Annotated in this window: 25 protein-coding genes, 1 pseudogene and 1 riboswitch; of the genes and pseudogenes, 13 read left to right on the forward strand and 13 right to left on the reverse strand. The window is 70.8% G+C overall.

The window, feature by feature from the left end:
• Nucleotides 1-10: 10 nt before the first annotated feature.
• From QE377_RS03400 to QE377_RS03410, 3 genes are read left to right on the forward strand one after another with little or no spacing between them, the layout of a single operon-like run.
• Complete coding sequence (locus QE377_RS03400) at nucleotides 11-1,324, forward strand: sugar ABC transporter substrate-binding protein (RefSeq protein WP_307319695.1); 1,314 nt, start codon at nucleotides 11-13, stop codon at nucleotides 1,322-1,324.
• On the forward strand, nucleotides 1,317-2,234 hold the full coding sequence (locus QE377_RS03405; protein WP_307319696.1) for a carbohydrate ABC transporter permease: 918 nt from the start codon (nucleotides 1,317-1,319) through the stop codon (nucleotides 2,232-2,234). The genes QE377_RS03400 and QE377_RS03405 overlap by 8 nt, the downstream gene beginning before the upstream one ends.
• Nucleotides 2,227-3,069 (forward strand): carbohydrate ABC transporter permease, encoded by an 843-nt coding sequence (locus QE377_RS03410; RefSeq protein WP_307319697.1) that lies wholly within the window; start codon nucleotides 2,227-2,229, stop codon nucleotides 3,067-3,069. Before QE377_RS03405 ends, QE377_RS03410 begins: the two co-directional genes overlap by 8 nt.
• 18 nt (nucleotides 3,070-3,087) lie before the next feature.
• Here the strand turns inward: QE377_RS03410 and QE377_RS03415 are convergent, their stop codons facing one another.
• Entirely contained in the window at nucleotides 3,088-4,560 is a 1,473-nt protein-coding gene (locus QE377_RS03415; RefSeq protein WP_307319698.1) for an NAD-dependent succinate-semialdehyde dehydrogenase, read from the reverse strand.
• Nucleotides 4,561-4,850: 290 nt separating this feature from the next.
• Here QE377_RS03415 and QE377_RS03420 point away from each other — a divergent pair, with 290 nt between their 5' ends.
• Both QE377_RS03420 and QE377_RS03425 read left to right on the forward strand, forming a co-directional pair.
• On the forward strand, nucleotides 4,851-5,288 hold the full coding sequence (locus QE377_RS03420) for a MarR family winged helix-turn-helix transcriptional regulator (RefSeq protein WP_307319699.1): 438 nt from the start codon (nucleotides 4,851-4,853) through the stop codon (nucleotides 5,286-5,288).
• The gene (locus QE377_RS03425) at nucleotides 5,285-5,971 is read left to right on the forward strand and encodes an NAD(P)H-dependent oxidoreductase (RefSeq protein ID WP_307319700.1); all 687 of its coding nucleotides are present in this window, start codon (nucleotides 5,285-5,287) and stop codon (nucleotides 5,969-5,971) included. The genes QE377_RS03420 and QE377_RS03425 overlap by 4 nt, the downstream gene beginning before the upstream one ends.
• A gap of 122 nt (nucleotides 5,972-6,093) precedes the next feature.
• Here QE377_RS03425 and QE377_RS03430 read toward each other — a convergent pair whose 3' ends face one another.
• The 4 genes from QE377_RS03430 to QE377_RS03445 all read right to left on the reverse strand — a co-directional run bounded on the left by QE377_RS03430 (nucleotide 6,094) and on the right by QE377_RS03445 (nucleotide 10,193).
• The gene (locus QE377_RS03430) at nucleotides 6,094-6,741 is read right to left on the reverse strand and encodes a pyridoxamine 5'-phosphate oxidase family protein (protein ID WP_307319701.1); all 648 of its coding nucleotides are present in this window, start codon (nucleotides 6,739-6,741) and stop codon (nucleotides 6,094-6,096) included.
• Complete coding sequence (locus tag QE377_RS03435) at nucleotides 6,738-7,523, reverse strand: creatininase family protein (RefSeq protein WP_307319702.1); 786 nt, start codon at nucleotides 7,521-7,523, stop codon at nucleotides 6,738-6,740. The genes QE377_RS03430 and QE377_RS03435 overlap by 4 nt, the downstream gene beginning before the upstream one ends.
• Entirely contained in the window at nucleotides 7,520-8,842 is a 1,323-nt protein-coding gene (locus QE377_RS03440) for an FAD-binding oxidoreductase (protein ID WP_307319703.1), read from the reverse strand. Before QE377_RS03440 ends, QE377_RS03435 begins: the two co-directional genes overlap by 4 nt.
• Before the next feature lie 136 nt (nucleotides 8,843-8,978).
• Nucleotides 8,979-10,193 (reverse strand): amidohydrolase family protein, encoded by a 1,215-nt coding sequence (locus QE377_RS03445; RefSeq protein ID WP_307319704.1) that lies wholly within the window; start codon nucleotides 10,191-10,193, stop codon nucleotides 8,979-8,981.
• 118 nt (nucleotides 10,194-10,311) lie between these two features.
• On the opposite strand from QE377_RS03445, the gene QE377_RS03450 reads away from it, so the two are divergent.
• The gene (locus QE377_RS03450) at nucleotides 10,312-11,289 is read left to right on the forward strand and encodes a PDR/VanB family oxidoreductase (RefSeq protein ID WP_307319705.1); all 978 of its coding nucleotides are present in this window, start codon (nucleotides 10,312-10,314) and stop codon (nucleotides 11,287-11,289) included.
• Nucleotides 11,290-11,303: 14 nt separating this feature from the next.
• Here the strand turns inward: QE377_RS03450 and QE377_RS03455 are convergent, their stop codons facing one another.
• Entirely contained in the window at nucleotides 11,304-12,614 is a 1,311-nt protein-coding gene (locus QE377_RS03455; protein WP_307319706.1) for an amidohydrolase family protein, read from the reverse strand.
• A 198-nt stretch (nucleotides 12,615-12,812) separates the two neighbouring features.
• Here QE377_RS03455 and QE377_RS03460 point away from each other — a divergent pair, with 198 nt between their 5' ends.
• A complete protein-coding gene (locus QE377_RS03460; RefSeq protein WP_307319707.1) occupies nucleotides 12,813-13,943 on the forward strand; it encodes an adenosylhomocysteinase in 1,131 nt (376 codons plus the stop codon).
• Between the two features lie 127 nt (nucleotides 13,944-14,070).
• On the opposite strand, the gene QE377_RS03465 is transcribed toward QE377_RS03460, so the two are convergent.
• The gene (locus QE377_RS03465; protein WP_307319708.1) at nucleotides 14,071-14,700 is read right to left on the reverse strand and encodes a TetR/AcrR family transcriptional regulator; all 630 of its coding nucleotides are present in this window, start codon (nucleotides 14,698-14,700) and stop codon (nucleotides 14,071-14,073) included.
• Nucleotides 14,701-14,857: 157 nt separating this feature from the next.
• On the opposite strand from QE377_RS03465, the gene QE377_RS03470 reads away from it, so the two are divergent.
• Together QE377_RS03470 and QE377_RS03475 are read left to right on the forward strand one after the other, a co-directional pair.
• Entirely contained in the window at nucleotides 14,858-15,955 is a 1,098-nt protein-coding gene (locus tag QE377_RS03470; RefSeq protein WP_307319710.1) for an oxygenase MpaB family protein, read from the forward strand.
• A gap of 5 nt (nucleotides 15,956-15,960) precedes the next feature.
• Complete coding sequence (locus QE377_RS03475; protein ID WP_307319712.1) at nucleotides 15,961-16,260, forward strand: helix-turn-helix transcriptional regulator; 300 nt, start codon at nucleotides 15,961-15,963, stop codon at nucleotides 16,258-16,260.
• Between the two features lie 96 nt (nucleotides 16,261-16,356).
• Here QE377_RS03475 and QE377_RS03480 read toward each other — a convergent pair whose 3' ends face one another.
• A complete protein-coding gene (locus QE377_RS03480) occupies nucleotides 16,357-17,241 on the reverse strand; it encodes a bifunctional methylenetetrahydrofolate dehydrogenase/methenyltetrahydrofolate cyclohydrolase (protein WP_234073473.1) in 885 nt (294 codons plus the stop codon).
• A 138-nt stretch (nucleotides 17,242-17,379) separates the two neighbouring features.
• The gene (glyA, locus tag QE377_RS03485) at nucleotides 17,380-18,654 is read right to left on the reverse strand and encodes a serine hydroxymethyltransferase (RefSeq protein WP_307319713.1); all 1,275 of its coding nucleotides are present in this window, start codon (nucleotides 18,652-18,654) and stop codon (nucleotides 17,380-17,382) included.
• Nucleotides 18,655-18,690: 36 nt separating this feature from the next.
• Nucleotides 18,691-18,774, reverse strand: a riboswitch (ZMP/ZTP riboswitch).
• Nucleotides 18,775-18,870: 96 nt separating this feature from the next.
• On the opposite strand from glyA, the gene QE377_RS03490 reads away from it, so the two are divergent.
• The 4 genes and pseudogenes from QE377_RS03490 to QE377_RS03510 all read left to right on the forward strand — a co-directional run bounded on the left by QE377_RS03490 (nucleotide 18,871) and on the right by QE377_RS03510 (nucleotide 23,303).
• A complete protein-coding gene (locus QE377_RS03490; protein ID WP_307319715.1) occupies nucleotides 18,871-20,364 on the forward strand; it encodes a beta-N-acetylhexosaminidase in 1,494 nt (497 codons plus the stop codon).
• Nucleotides 20,361-21,511, forward strand: a pseudogene (nagA, locus tag QE377_RS03495) (N-acetylglucosamine-6-phosphate deacetylase). The gene QE377_RS03490 and the pseudogene nagA overlap by 4 nt, the downstream one beginning before the upstream one ends.
• A 56-nt stretch (nucleotides 21,512-21,567) precedes the next feature.
• Nucleotides 21,568-21,942, forward strand: coding sequence for a YrdB family protein (locus tag QE377_RS03505; protein WP_307319720.1), 375 nt, complete (start codon nucleotides 21,568-21,570; stop codon nucleotides 21,940-21,942).
• Nucleotides 21,939-23,303, forward strand: a complete 1,365-nt coding sequence (locus QE377_RS03510) for an FAD-binding oxidoreductase (protein ID WP_307319722.1) — start codon at nucleotides 21,939-21,941, stop codon at nucleotides 23,301-23,303. The genes QE377_RS03505 and QE377_RS03510 overlap by 4 nt, the downstream gene beginning before the upstream one ends.
• Nucleotides 23,304-23,390: 87 nt before the next feature.
• Here QE377_RS03510 and nagB read toward each other — a convergent pair whose 3' ends face one another.
• From nagB to QE377_RS03530, 4 genes are read right to left on the reverse strand one after another with little or no spacing between them, the layout of a single operon-like run.
• The gene (gene nagB / locus QE377_RS03515; protein ID WP_307319724.1) at nucleotides 23,391-24,170 is read right to left on the reverse strand and encodes a glucosamine-6-phosphate deaminase; all 780 of its coding nucleotides are present in this window, start codon (nucleotides 24,168-24,170) and stop codon (nucleotides 23,391-23,393) included.
• Nucleotides 24,163-25,089, reverse strand: a complete 927-nt coding sequence (locus QE377_RS03520) for an ROK family protein (RefSeq protein ID WP_307319725.1) — start codon at nucleotides 25,087-25,089, stop codon at nucleotides 24,163-24,165. Before QE377_RS03520 ends, nagB begins: the two co-directional genes overlap by 8 nt.
• A complete protein-coding gene (locus QE377_RS03525) occupies nucleotides 25,086-25,928 on the reverse strand; it encodes a carbohydrate ABC transporter permease (RefSeq protein ID WP_137416277.1) in 843 nt (280 codons plus the stop codon). Before QE377_RS03525 ends, QE377_RS03520 begins: the two co-directional genes overlap by 4 nt.
• Nucleotides 25,925-26,884: a carbohydrate ABC transporter permease gene (locus QE377_RS03530; RefSeq protein ID WP_307319727.1), complete on the reverse strand. Its 960-nt coding sequence runs from the start codon at nucleotides 26,882-26,884 to the stop codon at nucleotides 25,925-25,927. The genes QE377_RS03525 and QE377_RS03530 overlap by 4 nt, the downstream gene beginning before the upstream one ends.
• Nucleotides 26,885-26,946 lie beyond the last annotated feature (62 nt).

Consider the following 26,946-nt stretch of genomic DNA (forward strand, 5'->3'; position numbering starts at 1 on the left):
GAGGCCCGCCATGTCCGCTTCCTCCCGTCGCATCCTGCGCCGGCTCGCCGTCCCCGCCACGCTCGCCGTCACCGCCCTCGCCCTCGCCTCCTGCGCGAGCGGCTCCGCTTCCGCGGATGGCGACGACCAGGAGCTCACCGTCCTGCTGATCTCGTCCCACGAAGGCGCGTCGAAGCTGCTCGCCGAGCGCTACGAGGCCGAGACGGGGGTAAAGATCAACCCCGTCATCGTTCCCTACGACGAGATCGGCAACACCCTCGCGCTCGATCAGCAGTCGGGCGCGAACACGATCGATGTCGCCGCGCCCTGGTACGTGTCGATCGGCGACCTCGCCGATGCCGGCGCGATCCAGGACCTCACCGACTGGATCGACAGCGACGCCGACCTGAAGACCGACGATTTCATCCCCTCGATCTACGATCCGTACAGCCTGGTCGACGGACGCCGCTACGGCCTGCCGTTCGACGGCGACACGCACGTGCTGTTCTACAACAAGGAGATCCTGGCGCGGAACGGCTTCACCCAGCCGCCCGCCACGTGGGACGAGTACGTCGAGCAGTCCCGCACGATCACCGCGAACGAGAGCGCGAACGGGGTCTACGGCAACGTGATCTTCGGTCAGAAGTCGCCGCTCATCCTCGGCGCGAGCTTCGCGAACCGTCTCGCCGGCTTCGGCGGCGAGTTCGTCGACGCCGACGGCAAGCCGGTCATCAACTCACCCGAGGCGATCGAGGCCGCGCAGTCGCTCGCCGACTCCCTGGCCTCCGCCTACCCGACGCCCGCAGAGACCGCCTTCGGCGAGGGCAACTCTGCCTGGTATGCCGGCAACGCGGCCTTCATCGAGAACTGGACCGACCTCGGCGTGGGCTCGCAGACCAATCCCGACTCGACGGTCAAGGACAAGTGGGGCGTGACACTGCTGCCGGTCGGCGGCGAGAACACCACCTCACGAGCCTCCCTCGTCGCGGGCTTCACCTGGGTCGTCGCAGCCAACACCGCGAAGACCGATCTCGCGCGCGACTTCATCGCCTGGGCGTCCTCGAGCGAGGTGAACGAGGAGCTGCTCGTCGCCGACCCGCAGACCGGGATCGACCCCAACCGGATCTCCTCGCTGGAGAGCGAGGCCTACGGCACGGCGTACCCCGATCTGCAGCGTGTGAACCGTGCGACGCTCGACGGCGCACTGGCCTGGCCCACGGGCAAGAACGCCACCCAGGCGGCCGAGGTGCTCACGGACGAGCTGGCGAAGCTTGTCGCCGGCGAGGTCACGGCGAAGGAGGCCCTCGACGCCACGCAGGCGGAGTGGGAAGAGCTCCTTGGCTGACGCCCTCGCGCGCGTGCGCCCGCGCCGTGCCCCTCGGGGACCGGCGTGGGCGCACCGCGCGTTCGTCGCACCGAGCGTACTAGCCCTCGTCGTGCTGGGCGTGTATCCGCTGCTGTTCATCGTGGGGGCGGCGTTCACCGAGTCCTCGCTGGGTCGCCCCTTCCAGGAGTGGGTGGGCACCGCGACCATCGAGAAGGTGCTCGGGGATGCGGATGCGGTCGCCACCCTCGGCCGCACCCTCGTCTACGCGCTCGGGGTGTCGGCGGCGAGCCTCGTGCTCGGCGTCGTCGCCGCGCTCGCGCTGCACGGAGCCGTTCGCAGCGGCTCCGTCGTGCGCACGCTCCTGCTGCTCCCCCTCATCACACCGCCGGTCATCGTCGGAACGCTGTGGAAGCTCGTGTACAACCCCGGCGGCGGGCTGCTCGCGACGGTGCTCGGATTCTTCGGCGCCCCCCGCGACGCGATCGCTCCGCTCTCCTCCACCGCCTGGGCGCTGCCCGGGATCGCACTCGCGGATGTGTGGGAGTGGACGCCCCTGGTCGCCCTGCTGGTGTTCACGGCGCTGCTCGCGCAAGACGCGCAGACTCTCGAGGCGGCGCGCCTGGACGGCGCGCACGGGTTCGGTCTCTTCCGGCACATCACCCTGCCGGCGATCTCCGGCGTGGTCGCGGCGGCGTTCTTCATCCGTCTCGTGCTGGCGTTCAAGGTGTTCGATCTCGTCTTCATGATGACCTCGGGCGGTCCGGGGCAGGCGACGACCACGACCTCCTACCTGATCTACCAGGCGGCGCTGCGTGAGTTCGACCTCGGCAAGGCCGCCGTCATCACCCTGCTCCTGGCCGTGCTCGTCACGGCCGTCACCCTCCCCTTCGCGCTCGCGGCGCGCAGATTGCAGGCGAATCATGAGTGAGCTCCTCGCGCCCCGGCGTCCGCGTGCACCCCGGCGCAGCATCCTGGCCACCGTCGTCCTCGCCGTCCTCGTCCTGTTCTTCGTGGTGCCGCTGCTCTACCTGGTCTCGGTGTCGCTGATGGGCCGCAACGAGACCGGTCAGGGCGTGCTGGTGCCCGCGGTGCCGCAGTTCTCCAACTGGGTCGATGTGCTCACGCAGTCCGATCTGCTCCGAGGCGTCGCCAACTCCCTCATCGCGGCGATCGGCGGCGCCGTCGTCTCGCTCCTGATCGCACTGCCGGGCGCCTGGGCGATGGTGCGCTTCCGCACCGGCGGGGCGACCCTCGCGGGCACCATCATGAGCCCCTGGCTGCTGCCGCCGATCGTCGCCGTCGTGCCGCTGTTCACTCTGCTGCGCCTGCTCGGCGCGAACAACACGCTGTGGGGGCTGACGCTGGTCTATGCCCTGGTCAACGTGCCGGTCGCGATCTGGCTGCTGGAAGGGTTCCTGCGGAAACTCCCGATCGAGATCGAGGAGGCGGCGAGGATCGACGGCGCCGGCTCCGTACGGGTGCTGGTGTCCATCGTGGCCCCGCTGGTCGCCCCGGCCCTCGTCGCGGTGGGCATCATCGCGGGCGTCCTGAACTACAACGAGTTCCTGCTCGCCACCTTCCTCACACAGTCCCCCGACGCGCAGACTCTGCCGGTCGTGCTCTCGCTGTTCTACGGCGAGCGCACCCCGCACTTCGGCAAGATCGCTGCCGCATCCGTCATCGGGGTGATCCCCGTGTTCGCGGCCGCCGTGTTCCTGCAGCGGTGGCTCGTGGGAGGGCTCACCTCGGGCGCGGTGCGCTGAGAGCCGGTCCTCCGCGGCTCAGGCGAAGGGGTTCGGGGTGAGCGTGTACTTGGTCTGCAGGTACTCGTGGATGCCTTCGGCGCCGCCCTCTCGCCCCAGCCCGGACGACTTCCACCCTCCGAACGGGCCGGCCGCGTTGGAGACCACACCCACGTTGAGTCCCATCATCCCGGTCTCGAGGCGCTCGATCATGCGCTGGCCGCGTGCGAGGTTCTCGGTGAACACGTAGGACACCAGTCCGTACTCGGTGGCGTTGGCGAGGGCGACGGCCTCGTCCTCGGTGTCGAAGGGAGCGATCGCCAGCACCGGGCCGAAGATCTCCTCGCGGAGGATGTCGCTTCCCGCCGCGACGTCGGAGACGACCGTCGGCTCGAAGAACGTGCCCTCCCCCGGGATCGCCGCGCCGCCCGTGCGCACGCTCGCGCCACGCGCGACCGCATCCGAGACCAGAGCCTCCGCCTTCGCGACGGCGCGGTCATCGATGAGCGGACCGATCGCCACGCCGTCCTCGGTGCCGCGACCGACGCGCATCGTCTGCACCCGCTCGGTGACGCGACGCGCGAACTCCTCCGCGACGCCGCGATGGACGAGGAAGCGGTTGGCGGCGGTGCACGCCTGACCGATGTTGCGGAACTTCGCCAGCATCGCTCCCTCCACCGCTTTGTCGAGGTCGGCGTCGTCGAAGACGAGGAAGGGCGCGTTGCCGCCCAGCTCCATCGAGGTGCGGAGCACCCCGCCCGCTGCCTGCTCGAGCAGCTTCACACCGACCGGGGTGGAGCCCGTGAACGACAGCTTGCGCAGGCGCGGGTCGCGGATGATCGGCTCCGACACGGCGCCCGACTGCGAGGTGGTGATCACGTTGACCACACCGTCGGGCAGACCCGCATCCTGCAGCAGCTGGGCGAAGTACAGCGTCGTCAGCGGCGTGAGCTCCGCCGGCTTGATGACCACCGTGCAGCCCGCGGCGAGCGCCGGGGCGATCTTGCGCGTGGCCATCGCGAGCGGGAAGTTCCAGGGGGTGATGAGGTAGCACGGCCCGACGGGATGTTGCGAGACGATCATGCGGCCGGTGCCCTCGGGGTTGGCGCCGTACCGCCCCTGCACGTGGGCGGCTTCCTCGCTGAACCACCGCAGGAACTCGCCGCCATAGACGACCTCACCACGGGCCTCCGCGAGCGGTTTGCCCATCTCGATCGTCATGAGCAGCGCGAACTCCTCCTTGCGCTCCTGCAGCAGATCGAACGCACGGCGCAGCAGCTCCGCCCGCTCACGCGCCGGGGTCCGCGACCACGACTCGAACGCGTCGACCGCGGCATCCAGCGCCGCCGCACCGTCGGCGACCGTCGCGCTCGCGATCGTCTTCACGACCGCGTTGGTGGCGGGGTCGCGCACGTCGAGTGTCTGGGCGTCGGATGCGTCGCGCCACTCGCCGCCGATGAACAGCTGCGGGCGGACGCGGGCGAGCAGGTCGGTCTCGGTGAGTGCGGTCATCTCGGCTCTCCTCGGTCAGGTCGTCCCGCCGTCGGGACCTGCCCATTCTCATCCGCCGCGAAGCCCCGAGCATTCGCCCGCGCGGCGCGCCCCCGCATCCCGCTTCGCCGTCGCGTACAGCGAGGGGTTCCGCTGCAGCCTCGGCTGTCGCCGCGCCGTCGGTCGGAGATTCACGCGCCCGTCGGAGGATTCGCCGCGCATCCCCCGACGGCACGCGGATTCTCCGACGTCGCACGCCCGAGACATGTCAACTGGTTGACTCGAAGTGTGTCAACTGGTTGACTCGGAGTGTGGCCGAGCGGATCTCCTTCACCCTGCACGAACTCGTCGCGACCGTCGACGCGTTCGCGGATGCACGTCTGCGCGGCGGCTACGGGATCTCGATCGGCGACTTCATCTACCTCGCCACGATCGCCGATCGGCAACCGCTCGATCTGACCTCGCTGGCGCGGTGCCTCATGGTCACGAAGGCCGCCGTCAGCAAGCGGATGCCGCACCTCGCCGAGGCCGGGTGGGTGCGAACCTCGAACGGTCCGGGGCGCCGCATCCTCGTCGGGCTGACGGATGCGGGCGCGAGCCTCGTCGAGCGCGCCGGCGGCGAGCTCGACGCCGAGTTCATGAGTCTCTTCGACGATCCGCGCCTGATCGACACCGGAGTCGATCGCGCTGTGCTCGCCCGTCAGCTGGAGGTGCTGACGGAGCTCGTCCGAGAGAAGGAGACACCGTGAGCACCAGGATCGTCGTCATCGTCGGCACTCCGCTGCCCGACACCCTCACCCACGCCCTCGCCGCGTCGTATGCGGATGCGGCCCGCGCCTCGGGGGCGGACGTCCGCGTGATCGACCTCGCCGCCGAAGACGCCCCCGCTCATCCGCGTACGGCGGGCGAGGTGCGGATGCCCCGCACGCCCGACGACGCACCCCTGGATGCGGTCGCCGCGCGAGCGATCGAGGACATCGCGTGGGCCGAGCATCTCGTGTTCTTCTTCCCGCAATGGTGGGGCACCTATCCCGGCGCCCTCAAAGTCTTCATCGACCGTGTCTTCCTCTCGGGGTTCGCGTTCCGCTACCGCCCCAGCGGGCCCCTGTGGGACAAGCTCCTCACCGGCCGCACCGCCCGCATCGTCATGACGATGGACTCGCCGCGCGTGTGGAACGCGGTCGTGTACCGCCACGCGGCGGAGACGAGTCTGCGCAATGCCGTGCTCGGCTACTGCGGCGTGCGCACGATCGGCGTGACCCGCTTCGATCAGGTCCGCCACCGCAGCGACGAGAGACGGCGGGCGTGGATCGCCGAGGCGGCCCGCCTGGGCGCGAAGGACGCGGGGCGCCTGCACCGGCGCCGCATGCCCGCGGGCGCGGGGGCCGGAGCCGGAGCCGGAGCCGGAGCCGGAGCAGGCGCCGGCGTCTGACCGGCCCGGGCACTCTCTCGGTCGGAGATTCACGCGAATGTCGGAGGATACGGCGCGGATCCTCCGACATCGCGTACATTCTCCGACCGGCGCACCCGCAGGCGCCGGCATGGGCCGCTGACTCAGCCGGGCAGGTGCCGACAGATCCAGCCGCCACCGTCCTCGCGGACGTATTCGAGGCGGCGGCTCGCGGCTGCGGGATGCGAGGTCCAGAACAGCATGCGTCGCGGGCGCACCGCGTAGCCGATCCAGCCGTCGGGCTGCGCCGGATGCGGGTTCGCGGCGGCGAACGCGGCCCACTGCCGTTCCCGGCGCGCACGCGGCTGGCGGGCGTACTCGGCGGTGTTCAGCCAGGCGAGCTGGCGCAGGTAGTCGGAACGGTCCGCGTAGGCGCGGGCGATCTCGTCCTCCTCCGCCACGGCCGCAGTCCCCTGCACGACGAGCTGGTGCGTGAATCCGGGCCACAGCACGGTCAGCGCGACCCGCGGATTGAGGCTGAGTTCGCGCACCTTCCGGCTCGCCGCATCCGTGTGGAAGAAGAAGCGCTCCCCGTCGAACTCGGTCAGCATGACCGTGCGGGCGCGAGGGAAGCCGTCCTCGTCGACCGTGGACAGCGTCATGAGGGCGCGCTCCTCGCCCTCCCCGGGCAGCCACGACGCCGCGAGGGCGAGGGGATCGCGTGGCGGGTCGTCGGCGTGCACCGGGTCGGTGGCCACGTCGATGCGCGGCACCCTGAGGGCGACGACGTCGGATGCGGGAGGACCGGTCATGCGAACTCGAATCCGTCGATCTCGGTGAGGGCCTCCGCCACGAAGTCGACGCCGGCCTCGAAGATCCGCCGCCCGTCCTCCGCGTTCGCACCGGTGGGATCCCCGATCACGCCGTCGGGACCGAAGTCGTCGCTCGTCCAGCCGAACATCACGGGCTTCGCATTGAAGCCGATGTGCGTCAGCCCCGCGATGCGCTCGGGCACGTTGCGCGGCGGCAGCTCCTTCGCCACCAGGTGCGGCGCCAGGTGCATGACGACCGAGGTCTCGCCCCATCCGGCGTGGATGCCCTGTCCGAGTTCGTCCGGACGACCGTCGCCTCCGTCGCCCGCGACGCCCGCACCCGAGCCCATCGAGAACGAGCGGAGCCCGAATCGGCGCCGGAGCTCCCGGTTGACGCAGCCGAGAAGCATGACGTTGCCGCCGTGGCTGTTGACGAAGGCGACCGTGCGGACGGGTGTCTGCGCGATGGCGCGGCCGATCTCGATGAGCTGCTGAAGCAGGGTCGTCCCCTCCATCCAGAGCGTTCCCGGAGCCCAGTAGTGCTCATCGGACTTGGCGTACGCGAGCGTCGGGAGAAGCCACGCATCCACTCCCTGCGCCGCGACGCGCTCGACGGCAGCGGTGGCGACCGCCTCCGCGATCAGCGTGTCGGTGCGCAGCGGCAGGTGCGGACCGTGATGCTCGATCGCTCCGATCGGCACGACGGCGATCGACCGGTCGCTCGTGGCCGCGACCAGCGCGGGCCCCGAGAGGTCGTCCCATCGCCTCGTGGTCGCCGTCATCGGATCGCCCCCTTGGTCGGGCCGGCGTAGTCGGGGTTGAGCTTGCCCGGATTCAGCAGTCCCTGCGGGTCGGTGCGCCGCGCCAGCTCCACCGTCTCGCCGAGGCGGAAGTCGACGTTCCACTGGTGGGGGTTGTGCACGCCGACGCCCAGCTCGCCGAGCCGCTCGATGCCGGCGTAGACGGCCTCCGGGCTCTCGTAGACACCCGCCAGCATCCCGATCGGGACAGTGTGGCCCGCCTCGATGTGCAGCTGACCACCGGGGTAGACGGCGTGGACCTCGTCGATGCGCTCCACCAGAGCGTCACCGGAGACCTCGACGTGGAAGTACACGCCCGGCTCGGACTTCTGCAGCCACTCGATCGGGTGGTTGTAGCTGAGCACGGAGATGGCGGCGCTGACGCCCGGCCCCTCCCGCACGTCCTCGACCCTCCCGCCGGCCTGCTCGATGACGGCGACCGCCTCGTCGAGGATGCGGGCGTCGGCGATCATGCGCAGTGAGCTGCGCCCCTCCGGGAAAGCCTCGTCCGGCGGCAGCTGCGCGGTGATGTGCGGGGTGTCGGCCGACACGAGCCGCGGCGCGGGCGTCATCCGGCCGAGGGTTCGCAACACGGACAGGGCTCCGGAGAAGTCGGGGAACGACGCGTAGAGGCCGCGCCAGTCCTGCAGCGGTTCGAGACGAACGGTGGCCCGGGCGATGATGCCCGCGGTGCCGTAGTTGTGCACGTAGCCCTGCGCTTCGTCGCCCTCCACATGCCGCAGAGCGCCCTCGGATGCGGGCGTCGCCACCTCCAGCGCGACCACGAAGCCGGCGTCGTTCGAGCCGTGCGCGATCGTTCCCGTTCCGCCGGATCCGCCCGCCAGGAACCCGCCGATCGTGGTGTGCACGGTCGACGGGTACATCCACAGCTGCTGACCGGCCGCGCGGGCGGCGGCCTCGAGGGCGTTCATCGGCGCACCCGCATCCGCCGTGATCCAGCCGTCACCCACCTCCACGATCGTGCGGGCGCGCGAGGTGTCGAGCACGAGTCCGCCCGGCATGGGGATCGCCTGCCCGTAGTTGCCGGTCCCCTTGCCTCGTGGCGTGATGGCCACGCCACGACGCGCGGCGAGGCCGACGACCTGCGCGATCTCCTGCGCGGTCGTGGGGAATGCGACGAGGTCGGCGATCCCCAGCGGCAGCATCTCGGCGATGATCGGCGACATCCGCGCACCGTCGACGGATGCCTTCTCGCGCTGGCGCATGTCGCTGGAGACGCCGCGGGGCCCCAGCAGCTCGCGCAGTTCCCCCTCGAGGGCGGCGTAGTCGGGTGCGGTCATGGGAATCCTCCTTCGCGTGCATCTCCCGACGAAGGAGCGCGACGAGCCGGGTGATGAGTCACTCGCCGCGCAGAGGCCGTGGCCCGCGATCATCATGCGCCGTTCATGTTTCGCGCACGCAACACGCGGTTTGCGATCAGGGGGCGGCGACCCAGCCCTCGGTCGTCGTGGCCGCCACGACCCGCCCACCGCGGATCACCAGACGGTCGGCCGGCGCCTCCGCGATCGCCTGCACGAGCGAGTCCGCCCGCACGGCGAGCAGGTCGGCGCGCGCACCGACGAGGACTCCCGCTTCCGGCAGCCCCATGACCTCGCGCGCCCCGGCGGAGACCGCGGTGTACGCCTCGTCCGCCGTCAGGTGCGCGGCCACGACGAGGAGCATCGCAGTCTCGAGCGCGTCACCGCGGCCGAGCGGATTGAACGGGTCGCGTACGTTGTCCGCACCGGCGGCGAACCGCGCGCCCGCCCCCAGGAGCGTCCGGGCAGGCGCGATGCCGCGCGGGGTCGCGACGGGGACGCCCCACCCCTGCAGCGACAGGTTCGTGATCGGGTTGGCGATGATGCCCACCCCCGACGCGACGACCTCCGCGATCACCTCGTCGCGCACCGGCTCATCGAGGGTGCCGAGCCGCACACAGTGACCCGCGGAACGGTTCTGCGACCAGCCACGGGTGCGGCGCGCGTAGGCGTCGAGGGTCACGGCTGCCGCAAGCCCCTCATCCGTGTGCAGATCGACGGGCACGCCGCGGCGCTCGGCGACATCGAGCAGCCGGTGGAGATCGGCGATCGGGTCGTCGGCGAGGTGGGAGGCTCCGCCGACGGCGTCGGCACCCGCATCCAACGCCGCCTCCAGGTGCGCGGTCGGGACGTCGGGACCGGCGAGGGCGACGATCTCGATGTCCACGAGAGCGGCCAGCTCTTCCCGGATCGAGACGAGAGCTTCGACGCCGCGAAGGGGCGCGTCGCCCAGCAGCACGTCGACGTGCGTGCGGATGGCGGTGGTGCCGTTGCGCAGCATCCGGAGCACCTGCGTGCGAGCCCGTTCGGTGACGTCGGCGACGGTCATCGTCTCGGCGTACACGCGCCAGGCGGCGATGGCCGCGCGGAGATCGCCCATGGGCGAGCGGATGGCGTCCCAGCTGAGCGCCTTGTCGAGGTGCGCGTGAGGCTCGGCCGCCGCGCCCAGCAGCATGTAGCCGGACAGATCGTGCGCGCCGGTCGCGGGGACGGCGGTCGCGGGCGTCACGGCGGCGATCCGGCCGTCGGCGATCGTGACGTCGACGCGGGAGCCGTCCGCGAGCGTGGCACCCGCGATCCGATCGATCATCGTGATCTGCGGCGACTCGGTCATGGTGCTCTCTCTCCGGCGCTGTCCGGCGCCAGCGCCGACCGTATCCGTCGCGCATTTCCCGCCGGTAACGCACCCGTCGTCATCTGCTCGTCACACGGGCCGATTAGCGTGGCGCGCTGTGAGTTACTTCAGCGACGTCGAACGCGATCTCGTCGTGGTGGAGCGCACCGCGCTCACCGGCGACATCTTCGCCTTCGATCTGGCGTCTCCGAACGGGCGTGATCTGCCCGCCTGGACCCCCGGCTCCCACCTCGATGTGATCCTCCCGGATGCCGACGGCACCGGCCCGGTGGAACGCCAGTACTCGCTGTGCGGCGACACCGCAGAGCGTGGCCGGTGGCGCATCGCCGTGCTGCGCGAGACCGGTGGGCGCGGCGGATCGGTGCGCGTGCACGACGAGCTCGCGGTCGGCGCACGCGTACGCGTCCGCGGTCCCCGCAACCACTTCCCGTTCGAGGTCACCCCCGGCACGAGCTACCGGTTCGTGGCGGGTGGGATCGGCATCACGGCGATCCGAGCGATGGCCGTCGCGGCGGAGGCCGCCGGTGCCCGGTGGGAGCTGGACTACGCCGGGCGCACGCGGTCCGGTATGGCCTTCGCGACGGAGCTCGCCGACGCCTTCGGCGACCGCGTTCGCATCCATGCCGCCGACGAGGGCGCTCGCCTCGACATCGACGCGCTGACGGCGTCCCTCGACGACCGCACAGCGGTGTTCGCGTGCGGCCCGAAGCGGATGCTGGACGCCCTGGATGCGGGCGTGGACGAGCGCGCGCTGCACGTGGAGCGCTTCGAGGCGAAGGAGTTCGGGGAGCCGGTGTGGCCGGGCCCGTTCGAGGTGGAGCTGGCGATGAGCGGCGACGTCGTCGTGGTCTCGCCCGAGCAGTCGGTGCTCGACGCGATCCGCGAGCAGTCGCCCGACACCCTCGTGCTGTCGAGCTGCCGCCGTGGCACCTGCGGCACGTGCGAGGTCCCGGTACTCGAGGGCGACATCGAGCACCGGGACTCGGTGCTCACTCCGATCGAGCAGCGCGATTCGACCGTCATGATGGTCTGCGTCTCGCGCGCGGCGTGCGAACGGATCGTGCTCGATCTCTGAGTGCGCCACGCCCGTCACCGACCGACCCGTGTGCGTAGCCGTTCGACGATGTCGCGCTCGTCGCCGCTCACGAGACGGTAGTCGCTCACGACCACACGGCCAGCGACGATCACGTGGCGTGGCCGGCGCCCGGGGGCGGTCCAGAGCAGCCCCGCCACGGGGTCCGCGACGCCCGCATCCGCCACCGAGTCCACGTCCCACACGCACACATCTGCGGCGGCTCCGGGCCTCAGATGACCGAGTTCGGGCCGACCGAGCCCTGCCGCCGAGCCCGCGGTCGCCATCTCCAGCACGTCACGCGCGTCGAGCTGCGGACCCACGAGCGCCGAGACCTGCAGGGCCAGCCGCGCGTCGGCCAGCAGGTGCCCGGCGTCGTTGGAGCCACCGCCGGACGTGCCGAGCCCCACCTCGATGCCTGTTTCCCGCATCCGTGCGACGGGGGCGATTCCCCATCCCATCGGCACGTCGCAACCGGGGGCATGCGTCGCTGCGACCCCCGCCGCGGCCAGGCGGTCGATCTCGGTGTCGGTCACATCGCACAGGTGGGCGATCGTGACATCGGGCGCGAGCCAGCCCCACTCCTCCAGCAGGTCCAGGGGTCGCCGGCCGTAGCGATCCAACGCGATCTGCGTGTCGACCTGCTCGTTCGCCTGCGTGCGACGGCGGAGGCCGTACTCGTGCGCGACGGCACCGAGCGCACGGAAGGTCTCCTCCCCGTCGGAGTGCACGCCCGCCGGCCCCACCGCGAGCTGCAGCATCCCGTCTGAGCTCACCCCGCCCGCATCCGGCGTGAGGAAGTGGGCGGCGATGGCACGCGCGCTCGCTTCGGCCGCTTCGGGGGCGTCCCGGGCCGAGCCACGGACGAAGACGAGCCTGGCGCCGAGCTCCGCGGCCGCATCCGCTATGGACCGGGCGATCGCGACCGTGTCGTCGACGGGATGCGGTGAGCGCGACGGATCCGGCCAGTTGAGCTGGTGATCGGCCACCGTCGTCACCCCGCTCAGCAGCGACTCGGCGATGCCTGCGGCGGCCGTGGCGCCGGTCAGGGAGGCGTCGATGCCGGCGCCCGCATATGCCGCGGCCATCGCCGGCAGCCAGTCCCGCATGGGCACGCCGCGGGTTCCGGGCAGCGTGCGGAAGCCGGTCTGCAGGAGGTGGTGGTGCGCATTGATGAGCCCCGGTGTCACGACGCAGCCGGACACGTCGAGCTGCTCGCCCGGTGCCTCGGCCGCCGCCGACACCACGGCGCCGTCGAGAACGAGGTTGCCGTCGCGCTCCGTGCGACGGTCGACGAGGATGCGGCGCGCGCCGCGCAGGGTGAGCATGACGCGATCGTCTCAGTCGCAGATCACCGGCACGTTACCGCGGGCGATGCCCTAGGCTGCCGCCATGACGATCCCGGTCTCCGACGACCCGCGCGGCGCGGTGCTCTTCGGCGATCACTCGTACCGAGCCGATCTGTATCAGTGACGCGTGCGGTCGACGCCGCACGCCCTCTTCTCACTCGATCGATCGGAATCCCCATGTCTTCCTCTCGCTACCCGACCCTGCCCGCGCCCGGCCTCGACTGGGCCGAGACGCACATGCCCCTGACCCGCACCGCCGTGCACGAGCTCGCTCGCGTGTTCGGCGGGCTCCGCATCTCGATGTGCCTGCACGTCGAACCCAAGACCGCCGTCCTCGTCCGGCTGCTTGCCGCCGCCGGCGCAGACATCTCCCTCACCGGCTCCCCCGGGACGACGCGCGACGACACGGTGGAGGACCTCCGCCGCGCGGGCGTCACCGTGCACGCGGCGCGGGATGACGCGGCTCCCCGTGTCGCCGATGTCCTTGCGCACGACCCCCATCTGATCCTCGACAACGGCGGGGACCTCTTCCTCGCCGTCCTCGACGGGTACCCCGCACCGAGCCTCATCGGCGGCACCGAGGAGACCACGACGGGCGGCATCCTGCTGCGCCGTCGCGCCGACGCTGTGCGCCATCCGGTCATCGTCATCAACGACAGCCCGCTCAAGCTGCTCGTCGAGAATCGCTTCGGGGTGGGCCAGTCCGTCGTTCAGGGCTTCATGAACGCCACGAACCTCATGGTCCCCGGGGCGAGAGCCACCGTGCTCGGCTACGGGCCGTGCGGCCGGGGCACCGCCCAGACGCTGCGCCAGCTCGGCGCGCTCGTGACAGTCGTGGACACCGACCCCTACCGAGCGCTGGAGGCGTCGCTCGAGGGTTTCATCGTCGCCGACATGACTCGCGCGCTGTCCAACGCGCAGCTGCTCTTTCTCGCCACGGGCGCTCCCGGAGTGGTGGGCGCCGCCGAGATCGCGCACTTGCCCGACGGAGTGTGCATCGCGGGCGTCGGCCACCACGCCTGGGAGATGGAGCTTGCAGCCCTCGGCTCACCCGTGGCGTCGGAGGCGTACCACGCGAGTTACACGACAGCGGACGGTCGGACGATCCACGTCGTCGCCGACAACCGGATGGTGAATCTCGTCGCCGGACTCGGCAACCCGATCGAGGCGATGGATCTCGGCCTCACCCTGCAGGCGCGCTCCCTCGCAGCGGTCGCGCAGGGTCTCGCCGCCGACGGCGTGCACGGCGTGCCCGACGACATCGATCGGCGCGTGGCCAGCGATTTCCTCACCGCGAGGACCGACTGAGTCGCGTGGCGGCGGGCGCAGCCACAACTCAGTCAGAAGCCGCATCCGTCGAATCGGATCCGGCCGGAAGCAGCCCGCTCGACTGAGTTGTGCGCCGGCGGTGGACGCTCGGGCCCCTCGTCGCCGATCAGCCGTTGTGGCTCGACGGAGCGTCGGAGAGCACCCCTGCGAGGGTCTGATCGACCGCCGCCCGGCAGAACTGCGCCGCGGCAGCGGGGGCGACGGCGGGATCGGGCGCGAAACCCATGAGCGCCCCCACCAGCATGGCGCCGGTGATCGAGAGCAGCAGAGCGTCCGGGTCACAATCCCCTGCCAGTTCGCCCCGCCTGACAGCCTGCTCGACGAGATCGCGGTTCTGCGTGTGGATGACCTCGCGCAGGCGATCGAAGTACCGGTCGAACAGCTCGGGCTGCGTCTGGCGCTCGGCACTCACGCGCAGGATGAATGTCCCCTGCTCGGATTGCACGAGCCGAAGCGTCGCGAGCGCGATCTCGAACAACTGCTCGCGGATACCGGAGTCGGATCTATGGGCGGGCACCAAGACGTGCGAGCCGAGGACGTCGCGCATCAGTTCTTCCGCGGACGACCAACGGCGGTAGATCGCGGGCTTGCCCACGCCGGCCTCGCGCGCGATGGCCTCGAAGGTGAAGCCTGCTCTTCCCGCGCGGATGTACACGCGCTGCGCGGCGAGGAGCACTTTCGCGCCGATCTCGGGGTCGCGGGGGCGCCCGCTCTGACGATCCACTCCTGCGCTCACACCCTCCCCCGGTCTCGGCTCGACCCTCACGATACCGACAAGTGCGCCCGGTCGAAGCGGCCACGGAGGTCGCATCCGACTCTTGCGCATGCATCGCGCCGACGCTAATCTCCGTTTCGTACGGTTCACGTACGTAATTGCGACAAAGGAGTCTCACATGGACACGACTGCTGCGCCGGTCGATTCGGGATCGGCAGGGCTGGTCCTCACCGAAGAGCTGCTACTCGGGGATGCCGCCCGGTGGCGCCGGTTCGGTGAGGTCGTCCCGGCCGGCCACTCGCAGAAGCCGGACGGATCCCCCGACTACGGTCTCTTCGGCCCCGGCTCGATCGCGTGGGAGGTGATCTTGCACCCGGCGACCATCGTCTTCGAGACCGCCGCCCAGGGCACCGTGCAGTTCATGTACAAGCCGATCACCGCGGGGATCCGCGACGCTGATCCGATCTCGCGTCGGGCGCGATCCGGACGATTCACGATGTTCGAGTTCTTCGAGCGGTTCCAGCGCAACTCCGGCATGCACGCACCCATGTGGCTCGGCGACACGACCACGGCGACGAAGATGGCGGCGCACCTCCATCGCATCCACGGCCACGTTCACGGCGATGTCATCGACCCTGAAGATCCTTCGCTGGGCGGCTACGCCGCGGCCGAACCGCGGGATGCGATGTGGGCCGCCATCACCGAGATGCACGCGATGCTCTTCGTCTACGAGAAGCTCGCCTGGCACGGCGACGAGCCCCCGCACGCGCTCACGGAGACCCAGCGCGACCAGTACGTGCGCGAGATGAGCGCGTACCTGCGCCTCGTCGGGGCGGAGGAGTCGGAGATCCCCCGCAACATGGCCGATCTTGACGCACTCTACGACACCTACAGTCCGTACTTCGGGATGCGAGAGAGCGTCTTCCGCGACCGCGAGACGGGCATCCACATGATCCAGCAGTACAAGCTGGTGGGCCAGCGGAACTGGCATCCCAGCCATGCGCTCGCCACAGATGCACTGACCGAGGTGTACGAGCAGTGGCACGACGTCATGAACGCCGCCCTGCCTGAGCGGCTGCAGCGGGCCGCAGGCCTTACCGCCGAGCAGGTGGCCAAGTCCGACGACGTGCTCCGACGCAGAGAGCACGATATCCGTGACATCCAGAACGCTGCCAACGAGGCACGCATCATGCGCCTGCTCTGGGGGCCCGATGGCGTTGAGCTCATCGAGAACGCCCGCCGGCTCCATCGGGACGTCGGACTCAAGGCAGCCTGAGCGCCATGGCCACCGGGATGGCGGACGTGTTCCGTGCACTCGCTCATGAAGATCGACTCGCCATGCTCGAGCATCTGCGGTGCGCGCGCCGTGGACAGGCGGGCGTGCTCGAACTCGCCGAGGCGAGCGGCATCAGCCGATTCGCCGCGTCGCACCATCTCGGCGTTCTCCGCGCCGCTGACCTGATCGTGATGAGCAAACAGTCCCACCGGCATCTGCATCGTGTGGATGGGACGGCGCTGCGCGCGATCGAGGATTGGGCCTACCGCTTCGACCCGCAGGAGAACACCGCCCATACGGCGTGAGGGCACAGACTGCACGGCTCAGGCGGAATCTCGCATCTGCGCACGACGGATGCGGGCGGCACCCGATCCGCCTGAGCTGTGCCGGGCACTGGCCGGTCAGAGACCCGCGGCGCGCTCCGCGGCCTCGACGACGTTCGTGAGCAGCAGGGCCACGGTCATGGGCCCCACGCCGCCGGGGTTCGGCGACACGTAACCGGCGACCTCCACGACGTCGGGGTGCACGTCGCCGTAGACGATGCTCTTGCCCGTCTCCGGATGCGTCTCACGCGTGACGCCGACATCCAGCACGGCGACGCCCGCGCGCAGGTGCTCGGCCCGAACGAGGTGCTTGACGCCGGCGGCCGCGACCACGACGTCCGCCTGGGCGAGGTGGAACGGGAGGTCCGCCGTACCGGTGTGGGTCAGGGTCACCGTGGCGTTGATGTCGCGGCGCGTCAGCAGGAGTCCGATCGAGCGGCCGATCGTGACGCCGCGGCCGACGACCACGACGTGCTTGCCGGCCAGGTCGTAGCCGTTGCGCTGCAGCAGCTCGATGACACCGCGCGGCGTGCACGGCAGCGGCGAGGTGATCGGGGTGTTCACGTTCAGCACGAGACGGCCGAGGTTGGTGGGGTGCAGTCCGTCGGCGTCCTTGTCGGGGTCGATCCGCTCGAGGATGCGATCCGTGTCGAGATGCTTCGGCAGCGGCAGCTGCACGATGTACCCGTGACAGGTCGGGTCGGCGTTGAGCTCGTCGATCAATGCCTCGACGTCCTCCTGCGTGGCGTCCGCCGGCAGCTCCCGCTGGATCGAGTTCATCCCGATCGCGACGGACTGCTTGTGCTTCATGCCCACGTACAGCTGCGAGGCAGGGTCGGCCCCCACGAGCACCGTGGCGATGCCGGGGACCACGCCGCGTTCGGCCAGTGCCGCCACGCGCGCGGTGAGTTCTTCCTTGATCGCGGCCGCGGTGCGGACGCCGTCGAGTGTGATCGCGGTCATTGTCGTCTCCTCTTCGAGCCCGCCCCGAGCACGCGCCGATCTGCGCGATGAGCGCAGGGTCGCGACCGAGGGTACTCAATCACTATGCACGTAGGGATACGGATGCGGCAACACCCGGTGTTGCCGCATCCGTTCCGATCACTGCTGGAGGTCGGGGTACAGCGGGAAGGCCGCGGTCAGGGCCGCGACGCGGGTACGCAGCGCCTCGACGTCGGCGCCGGGCAGCAGCGCGAGCGCGATGATGTCGGCGACCTCGGTGAACTCCGCGTCGCCGAACCCGCGGGTGGCGAGCGCCGGCGTGCCGATGCGCAGACCCGAGGTGACCATCGGCGGACGCGGGTCGTTGGGCACCGCGTTGCGGTTGACCGTGATGTGGATGTCGTGGAGGAGGTCCTCGGCCTGCTTGCCGTCGATGGCCGCCTCGCGGAGATCGACGAGCACGAGATGCACGTCGGTGCCGCCCGAGCGCACCGCGATGCCCGCATCCTTCACGTCCTGCTGCGCAAGACGGTCGGCGAGGATCGCCGCGCCGCGCACCGTGCGCTCCTGGCGCTCCTTGAACTCGGGAGTCGCGGCGAGCTTGAACGCGGTCGCCTTGGCGGCGATCACGTGCATGAGCGGACCACCCTGCTGGCCGGGGAAGACCGCGGTGTTGATCTTCTTCGCGAGCTCCTCGTCGTTCGTGAGGATGAAGCCCGAGCGGGGGCCGCCGATCGTCTTGTGCACGGTCGAGGAGACGACGTGCGCGTGCGGGACCGGGTTCGGGTGCACACCCGCGGCGACGAGGCCTGCGAAGTGCGCCATGTCGACCCAGAGGTACGCGCCGACCTCGTCGGCGATCTCGCGGAAGCGCGCGAAGTCGAGCTGGCGGGGGTATGCGGACCAGCCGGCGATGATGACCTTCGGCTTGTGCTCGACGGCGAGGCGGTGCACCTCTTCCATGTCGATGACGCTCGTCTCCGGGTCGACGCCGTACGCGACGATGTTGTAGAGCCGGCCGGAGAAGTTGATCTTCATGCCGTGCGTCAGGTGGCCGCCCTGGTCGAGCGAGAGGCCGAGCAGCGTGTCGCCGGGGCGGGCGATCGCGTGCAGCACCGCGGCGTTGGCAGAGGCACCGGAGTGCGGCTGGACGTTGGCGAAGCCGGCGCCGAACAGCGACTTCGCGCGGGCGATCGCGAGCTCCTCGGCGACGTCCACCTCTTCGCAGCCGCCGTAGTAGCGGCGACCGGGGTAGCCCTCGGCGTACTTGTTCGTGAGCACGGAGCCCTGCGACTGCAGCACCGAGACGGGCACGAAGTTCTCGGACGCGATCATCTCGAGATACCCGCGCTGACGCTCGAGTTCACGCTCGAGAACCTGGGCGATCTCGGGGTCGACCTCTGCGAGGGGGGCGTTGAAGTACGGGTCGGTCATGACTCTCCCTGACGACGGTTTCGGACAGATGGGTTCCGTATCGGCCCAGGCGTACGGCCGAATACCGTGTCGGTCGCTCCCCGGTGGTCATCCACCTCAACGCCAGTCGCGACGGCATCGAGCATACCGGAAGCGGACACCGGGGACATCTGAACGCACGGTGCCGCTCGGACGAACGCATGGTGCGCCGGGAACGGGTTTGTTAAGGTTCCTTACATGTCAACCGGCCTCATCCCGCGACCGTCGTCCGTGGCCCTCGGCGACGGCGCCTTCGCGCTGACGGATGCGGTCTCGATCACCGGCGAGGCGGAAGCGGTCGCGCTCCTGATCGCGCGGCTGCACCGGCGCACGGGCCTCTCGCTCCCCGCGACCCCGAGCGCCGCGATCCGCCTGCGCATCGACGGCGAGGGCGCCGCGGAGTCGTACCGACTCGCGGTCGACGCTCGCAGGGTCGAACTCACCGCATCCGATGCCGCAGGCCTCCAGCACGGCGTGCACACGCTGCTGCAGCTCGTGGCCCCCACGCGGCAGGGGTGGGTGTGGCCCGCCGTCACGATCGATGACTCCCCGCGCTTCGCCCACCGCGGGCTGATGCTCGACGTCGCCCGTCACTTCTTCGCCGTCGACGTCGTCGAACGTCTTCTCGAGCGGATGGCGGAGCTCAAGCTCAACGTGCTGCACCTGCACCTCAGCGACGATCAGGGCTGGCGACTCGCCCTGGATTCGCGGCCCCGCCTGGCCAAGACCGCCTCGGGCTCGGCGGCCCTGGGCGATGCGGGCGGTTGCTACTCGCGCGCCGACTGGCGACGAATCCTGGATGCGGCGGCCTCGCGTCACATCACGGTGATCCCGGAGTTCGACGTGCCTGGCCACACGCATGCCGTCGGGCTCGCGTACCCGGAGATCGTCCGGCCTCCCGTCATCTCGGCCGAGCTCGAGCAGACGGCCGCGGAGTTCGGCGGCGACCTTCCCGTCGCAGGTCAGGCCTACACCGGCTTCGGCGTGGGGTTCTCCTCGTTGCGCATCGGCGAGCGCGAGACGAGCGCCTTCCTGCGAGACGTGTTCACCGAACTGGCCGCTCTGACGCCGGGACCCTATGTGCACATCGGCGGCGACGAAGCGCTCGGCACCTCACGCGACGACTACGACGCCGCGATCGCGGAGGTGACCGCGCTCGTAACCTCGTTGGGGAAAACCCCCGTCGCCTGGCACGAGGCCGGTACCGCGACGAACCTCGCGGCCGGCACGATCGGCCAGTACTGGGGCTTCGTGCACCCCGTGGACGGCGCCGATGAGAAGGCGCGCGGCTTCGTCGAGGGCGGCGGACGCCTCATCCTCTCCCCCGCCGACGCGGTGTACCTCGACATGAAGGACAACGCCGACTGCCCATTGGGCCTCACCTGGGCGAACGGGCCGACGCCGCTGCGCCGCGCGTACGCCTGGGAGCCCGCCGACGTCGTCTCCGGCATCCGCGAGGAGCAGATCCTGGGTATCGAAGCGGCGCTGTGGACCGAGACGATCCGCACCGAGGACGACATCCAGCAGATGGTGTTCCCACGCCTCGCCGCGGCGGCCGAGGTGGCGTGGTCGGCGAGCACATCCCGATCGTGGGAGAGCTTCCGCGAACGCCTCGCGGATCTCGCGACGCGGTGGGATGCCGACGGACTCGCCTATCGCCGGATCGACGACGTTCCGTGGCGGCGACCATGAGCGTGATCGTCCACTCCGCGCGTATCGTCGACGGCGGCCGCGAGACGCCGGACGGCTGGGTGCGCTGGGATGTGGGCCGCATCACGCACCGTGGCACGGGGGAAGGCTGGCGCGCGCACGAGGGCGACACGATCGTCGATGCGCGCGCGCACGCCGGCGGCGACGCCGCGCTCACGGCGGGATTCATCGACCTGCACGGGCACGGCGGCGGCGGCCACTCGTATGAAGACGGACCGGATGCGGTGCGCGCCGCCCGCGCACTGCACCTCGCGCACGGCACCACACGTGCCGTCCTGTCGCTCGCGACGGCGACGCTCGACGATCTCGTCGACCGACTAACGATGATCGCGGCCCTCACCCGCACCGATCCCGACATCCTCGGCTCGCATCTCGAAGGCCCCTTCCTCGCACCGAGTCACCGGGGAGCGCACGCCGGAGATCTCCTTCGCGAGCCCGACCCGGACACCCTCGACACCCTGCTGGCAGCCGGCGGCGGCACCGTGCGCCAGGTGACGCTGGCCCCGGAGCTCCCGGGCGGCCTCGACGCCGTCCGCCGCGTCGTGGAGGCGGGCGCGGTCGCGGCCGTCGGACACACCTCCGCCGACGCCTCCCTCGCAGCCGCGGCCTTCGACGCGGGAGCGCGCGTGGTGACGCACGCGTTCAACGCGATGCCGGGTCTCCACCACCGCTCCCCCGGGCCGGTGGGGGCGGCACTCGCCGACGACCGTATCGTGCTGGAGATCATCGCCGACGGCGTGCACCTGCATCCCGATGTCGTGCGCATAGCCGCATCCGCCGCCGCAGATCGCTTCGCCCTCGTGACGGACGCGATGGCCGCCGCCGGGGCCCCGCCGACGGCACGTACCGCCTGGGCGCGCTCGATGTCGAGGTCGCGGGCGGCATCGCGCACGTGGCCGGCACCGACACGATCGCCGGGTCCACCCTGACGCAGGATGCAGCGCTGCGCGTCGCTGTCGGGGCGGGGGTTCCTCTGGCGGTGGCCGTGCGGGCGCTCACCGAGACCCCCGCGCGCGTGCTCGGACGGGAGGACCTCGGAGCCCTCGAGCCGGGGCGCCTCGCCGACGCGGTGCTGCTGACTCCGGACCTGCGCGTCGCCGGGGTGTGGCGGGACGGCGAACCGGCCTGACCCCGCCGGGCTGCTTCTCCGCGAGGAGGCGCCGGGTGCCCGCGTAGAATGGCTGAGTGAGCACCCCTTCGTCCGCGCCCCTGCCCGCCGGCACGCGCCCCGCACTGTCCGCCCTCGACGTGGTGGCGTTCCTGTGCGAGATCGGCGGCATGGTCGCCCTGGCGATCTGGGGCTTCGCGACGTGGCCGTTCCCGTGGAACCTCGTCGTCGGCATCCTGACCCCCGCCGCCGCGATCGTGCTGTGGGCGCTGTTCGTCTCACCGCGCGCCGTCTTCGCGGTGCACCCCTTCGTGCGTGCCATCGCTGAGCTCCTGGTCTACGCCGCCGCGACCGCCGCCCTGTGGTCCCTCGGTCTCACCTGGATCGGCATCGCCTACGCCGTGGTCGCGGTCACGGTGGGCCTGGTCGTCGGACGCCGCCGCTTCGCATGACCGCGTCGGTCGTCGACCAGTTGCGTGAGGCGCTCGGCGACCGGATCGACACGACCGAGGCGACCCTCGAGACCTTCCGCGCCGACAAGTCCGGACATGCCGCCGACGGCCGCGCCCTGGCCGTCGTGCACGCCGAGAGCGTCGATGACGTGCGGGTCGCGCTGCGCATCGCACATGCCACCGGCACGCCGGTGGTGCCGCGGGGCGCGGGCACCGGGCTCGCGGGAGGCGCGAACGTCGGCACCGGCAGGATCGCGCTCTCGCTCGCGCGGATGAGGCGCATCCTCGAGATCCGCCCCGACGATCTGCTCGCCGTCGTGGAGCCCGGCGTCATCAACGCCGAGCTGAACGCCGAGCTCGCCCGCCACGGGGTGTGGTGGGCGCCCGACCCCGCGAGCCGCGCCATCTCGACCGTCGGCGGCAACATCGCCACCGGTGCGGGCGGGCTGCTGTGCGCGAAGTACGGCGTCGTGCGCGACGCGGTCCTCGGCGTCGACGTCGTCCTCGCCGACGGTGAGTTGGTCCGTCTCGGGCATCGCAGCGTGAAGGGCGTGACCGGGCTCGATCTGACGTCGCTCATGATCGGGTCCGAAGGCACGCTCGGGGTCGTCGTGGGCGCCACCCTCAAGCTGCGGCGCCTCGTCGACGGGCAGACGCGCACACTCACCGCATCCTTCAGCGACGTGCGCGCCGCCGCTGCGGGCGCCGCCGCCGTCACCGCGTCCGGCGTGCAACCGGCGATCATGGAGCTCATGGATGCGGCGAGCCTCTCCGCCGTCCACGCGCTCCTCTCCCTGCCCGCACCGACCGGTGGATCGAGCCTGCTGACCGTGCAGACCGACGGCCCCACGGCCGCCGACGACGCCGCCCGCATCGCGCAGGTGCTCGAGCATGCGGGCGGCCGGGTCCGCGTCGCCGCGGACGACGCGGAGGGTGAGGCGCTGCTGCAGATGCGGCGGTCGCTGCATCCGGCCATGGAGCGACTCGGCACGACGCTGATCGAGGACGTCTCGGTGCCGCGATCGGCACTGCCTGCGATGTTCGACGAGATCGTGCGGATCGAGCGCGACTACGGACTCACGATCCCGACGGTGGCCCACGCGGGAGACGGGAACCTCCACCCGAACTTCGTCTTCGCCGGCCCCGAGGTGCCGGACGTCGTCTGGCGCGCGGCCGACGACCTGTTCCGTTCCGCACTGCGCCTCGGCGGCACGCTGACCGGCGAGCACGGCATCGGCGTGCTCAAGCGCCGGTGGCTGCGCGACGAGCTCGGCGCACGCCAGTGGCAGCTGCAGCGCGACATCAAGCGCGTCTTCGATCCCACCGGCATCCTCAATCCCGGCGTCGTCTTCGCCGACTGACACGGGCATGTCCCACTTGCCGCAACTTCGACGCCGGTTTCTTGCGGCAAGTGGGACATGCTCTGCGGCACCTGGGACATGGAGTGGTCAGAGCCCCTGCCAGGCGGGCTTGCCCTCCCAGCTGGCGCGGTAGTAGTCCGTCAGGCGCAGACGGGATGCGGCGGCCTCGTCCACGACGACGGTTACATGGGGGTGCAGCTGCACCGCGGAGCCGGGGAGCATCGCGGTGACCGGGCCCTCCAGAGCCCCGGCGACGGCATCCGCCTTCTCCTGTCCGAAGGCGAGGAGCACGAGGTGCCGTGCCTCGAGGATCGTGCCGAGCCCCTGCGTGATGCAGTGACGGGGCACCTCGGAGGCATCGGCGAAGAAGCGGGCGTTGTCCTCGCGGGTCTGCGCGGTCAGGGTCTTGACGCGCGTGCGCGACGCGAACGACGACCCGGGTTCGTTGAAGCCGATGTGCCCGTCGGTGCCGATCCCCAGGATCTGCAGATCCACACCGCCCGCCTCCCGGATCGCGCGCTCGTACTCCTCGCCCGCCGTGGCGCTGCCCGCCTCGCGGCCGTCGGGCACGTGGATGCGGGCGGGGTCCAGGCCCAGCGGCTCGACCACCTCACGGGCGATCACCGAGCGGTAGCTCTCGGGGTGCGACGGATCCAGCCCGACGTACTCGTCGAGCGCGAACCCGCACACCCGCGACACGTCGAGGTCTCCGACGCGCTCCCGCAACGCCTCGTACACGGGGAGCGGCGTCGAGCCCGTGGCGAGTCCCAGAACGGTGTCCTCCCGATTCCGGATCAGCCGAACGATCTCGTCGGCGACGATCGCGCCGCCCTCCTGCTCCGATGCGACGATGACCACTTCAGCCACGTGCGCTCACCTCCTGCTCGATTGTGGTTCCTCCCCCGATCGCCGCACCGATCGCCGCGACCGGCGACCCCGCCGGCAGCACCTGCATCCGGTCCGGGAGCCGGAGCGAGCGCAGGAACGGGGATGCGGCGGCGCTGCGCTCCAGTTCGACGCGCACCTCCGGCACCATCCGGTCGGCGAGCGCGGTGAGTCCTCCCCCGATGACGACCCGTTCCACGTCGGCCGTCAGCACGAGGATGCGCACGGCCGCTGCGACCGCGCGGGCCAGATCGCGACGGATGACCGTCGCGAGGGCATCACCCGCGTCCGCGGCGTCGAAGACGTCACGCACCGGGAGGGCTGCGGGGCGTCCCCAGCGGTCGGCGATCGCCGCTCCCCCGGCGAGCGCCTCGATGCATCCACGACCTCCGCAACGGCACAGCGGTCCGGCGGGATCGATGCTGATGTGGCCGACCTCGCCGGCGGACCCGCCGGCGCCGCGCCAGAGCCGCCCGCCCAGAACGATGCCGGCTGCGACGCCGGTGCCGAGGTTCAAGAACGCCAGGCTCGCTCCGGGCCGATCCAGCGCCGCGGCTCCGAGGGCTGCCGCCTTCACGTCGTTCTCGACGTGCACGGGCAGCCCCAATCGAGGCGCCACGGCGGCGGCGACATCGAGATCCGCGACGCCGAGGTTGAGTGCGTGCGTCACACGACCCGACCCCGGACGCACCTGTCCCGGCATTCCGATTCCGACCGACGAGAACTGCGCGGCGTCGATGCCCGCCATGGCACCGAGGGCGGCGACGGCATCGGCGACGGTCTCCACCACGCCCACCGGACCCCACAGGGTCGCGAGCCGCACGGAGGCGAGCACCCGATCCCGGGCGTCGACGACCACCGCATCCGTCTTCGTGCCGCCGACGTCGAGTCCGACCCTCATCCCTTCACCGCGCCCGAGACCAGTCCCCCGGTCATGCGATGCTGCACGATCAGGAAGAACGCGACGACCGGCAAGGCCATCAGGGTGGATGCGGCCATGACGACGGACCAATCGGTCGCCTTCGTCACCTGCACGAACGCACGCAGCCAGATGGGCAGGGTCTGCGGGTCGGGACGGGTGAGGATGACGAGCGCGAACACGAACTCGTTCCAGGCCTGGATGAACGCGAACACACCGGTGGCGACGAGGCCAGGGGCGAGCAGCGGGAACGTGACCCGCCAGAACGCGCCCGTGCGGCTGCAGCCGTCGATCATCGCCGCCTCCTCCAGCTCCGCGGGCACTCCCGCCACGAATCCGCGGAGCGTCCAGATCGTGAACGGAAGCACGATCGCGATGTAGACGAGGCTGAGGCCGGCGATCGTGTTGACCAGGGCCCAGCCGTCCAGCACGCGGAACGTGGAGATGATCATGGCTTCCGCGGGGATCATCTGCACGACGAGGATCGCGACGACGATGCTCTTGCGGCTGCGGAACCGGAAGCGCGAGAGCGCGACGGCCGCGAGGAACGCGAACAGCAGAGCTGCGACGAGGGTGATGCCCGTCACGGTCACCGAGGTGCCGAGCGCGCCGAGGAAGCCGCCCTCACCCAGCGCCGTGGCGTAGTTGCGCAGCGTGAACTGGTCGGGCCAGAAGTGCGGCGTCGCGCCGCGCACGGCGGATGCGGGCAGCAGCGAGGTGTTGATCATCCAGTACACGGGGAACACCGCGCACACGATCACCACCAGGGCGCAGAGGTTCAGCAGGACCCGACCGGTACGGGTGCGTGCTCGCGTGGTCATGCCTCCTCCTGACGGAGCATCGAGCGGATGTAGTAGCCCGAGATCACGAGCATGATCACCACGAGGATGACCGAGATCGCGCCGCCGGAGCCGAGGTCGCCGGAGGCCATCGAGACGCTGTAGATGTACACGCCGATGGTGTTGGTGTCCGCGCGGACGCCTCCGATCGTCTGCAGGGCGTAGATCTGCGCGAACACGCGCAGGTCCCAGATGACCTGGAGGATCAACAGCACGATGAGGATCGAGCGCAGGTAGGGGAAGACGATGAGACGGAAGCGCGAGAAGGCACCCGCTCCGTCCAGCTGGGCGGCTTCGAGGACCTCGTCGGGCACCTGCCCGAGTCCGGCGTACACCGAGAAGGCGACGAAGGGGATCGCGCCCCATGTGATGATGATGGCCGCCACGGCGAAGAAGCTGATCGGATCGATGAGCCAGCTGTGTCCGGTCCAGTCGGTACCGGTCAGCTGGGTGAGTGCGTAGTTGACGAGGCCGTACTGGGTGTCGAAGATCCAGCCCCAGACGATCGTGGCGGTCAGCGCGGGCATCGCCCAGGCGAGCAGGAGTGCGACCGAGACGGCGGTGCGCATGACGCGCCCGAGCTTCGTCATGAGCAGCGCGACGAGGACGCCCAGCACCATGGTCGCCGCGACGCAGACCACGCAGAGCGCCACGCTGCGCGCGAGCACCTGCCAGAATCCCGAATCCGTCAGGACCGCGATGTAGTTGTCGAGCCCGACGAAGGACGGCGGGGCACCGAAGATCTGCGCCCGGCCGAACTCCTGGAACGACATGACGACCATCTGCACGAGCGGCCAGCCGATGAACACGGCGAGCATGACGAGAGCGGGCGACAGGAGCAGAAGCGGGGTGAGCGCGCGGCGACGGCGGCGCCGCGGGGCGGGGGGAGGCCCGGACACGGCGACGGTGCCGACGGGCAGCTCGGTGGCGACGGCCACGGTGACTCCTTAGAACGGATAGGGGCGCTTCTCCGTGGGGCGCCCGGTGGCGGGCACCCCAC

Source organism: Microbacterium sp. SORGH_AS_0862 (assembly GCF_030818795.1).
GTDB lineage: Bacteria > Actinomycetota > Actinomycetes > Actinomycetales > Microbacteriaceae > Microbacterium.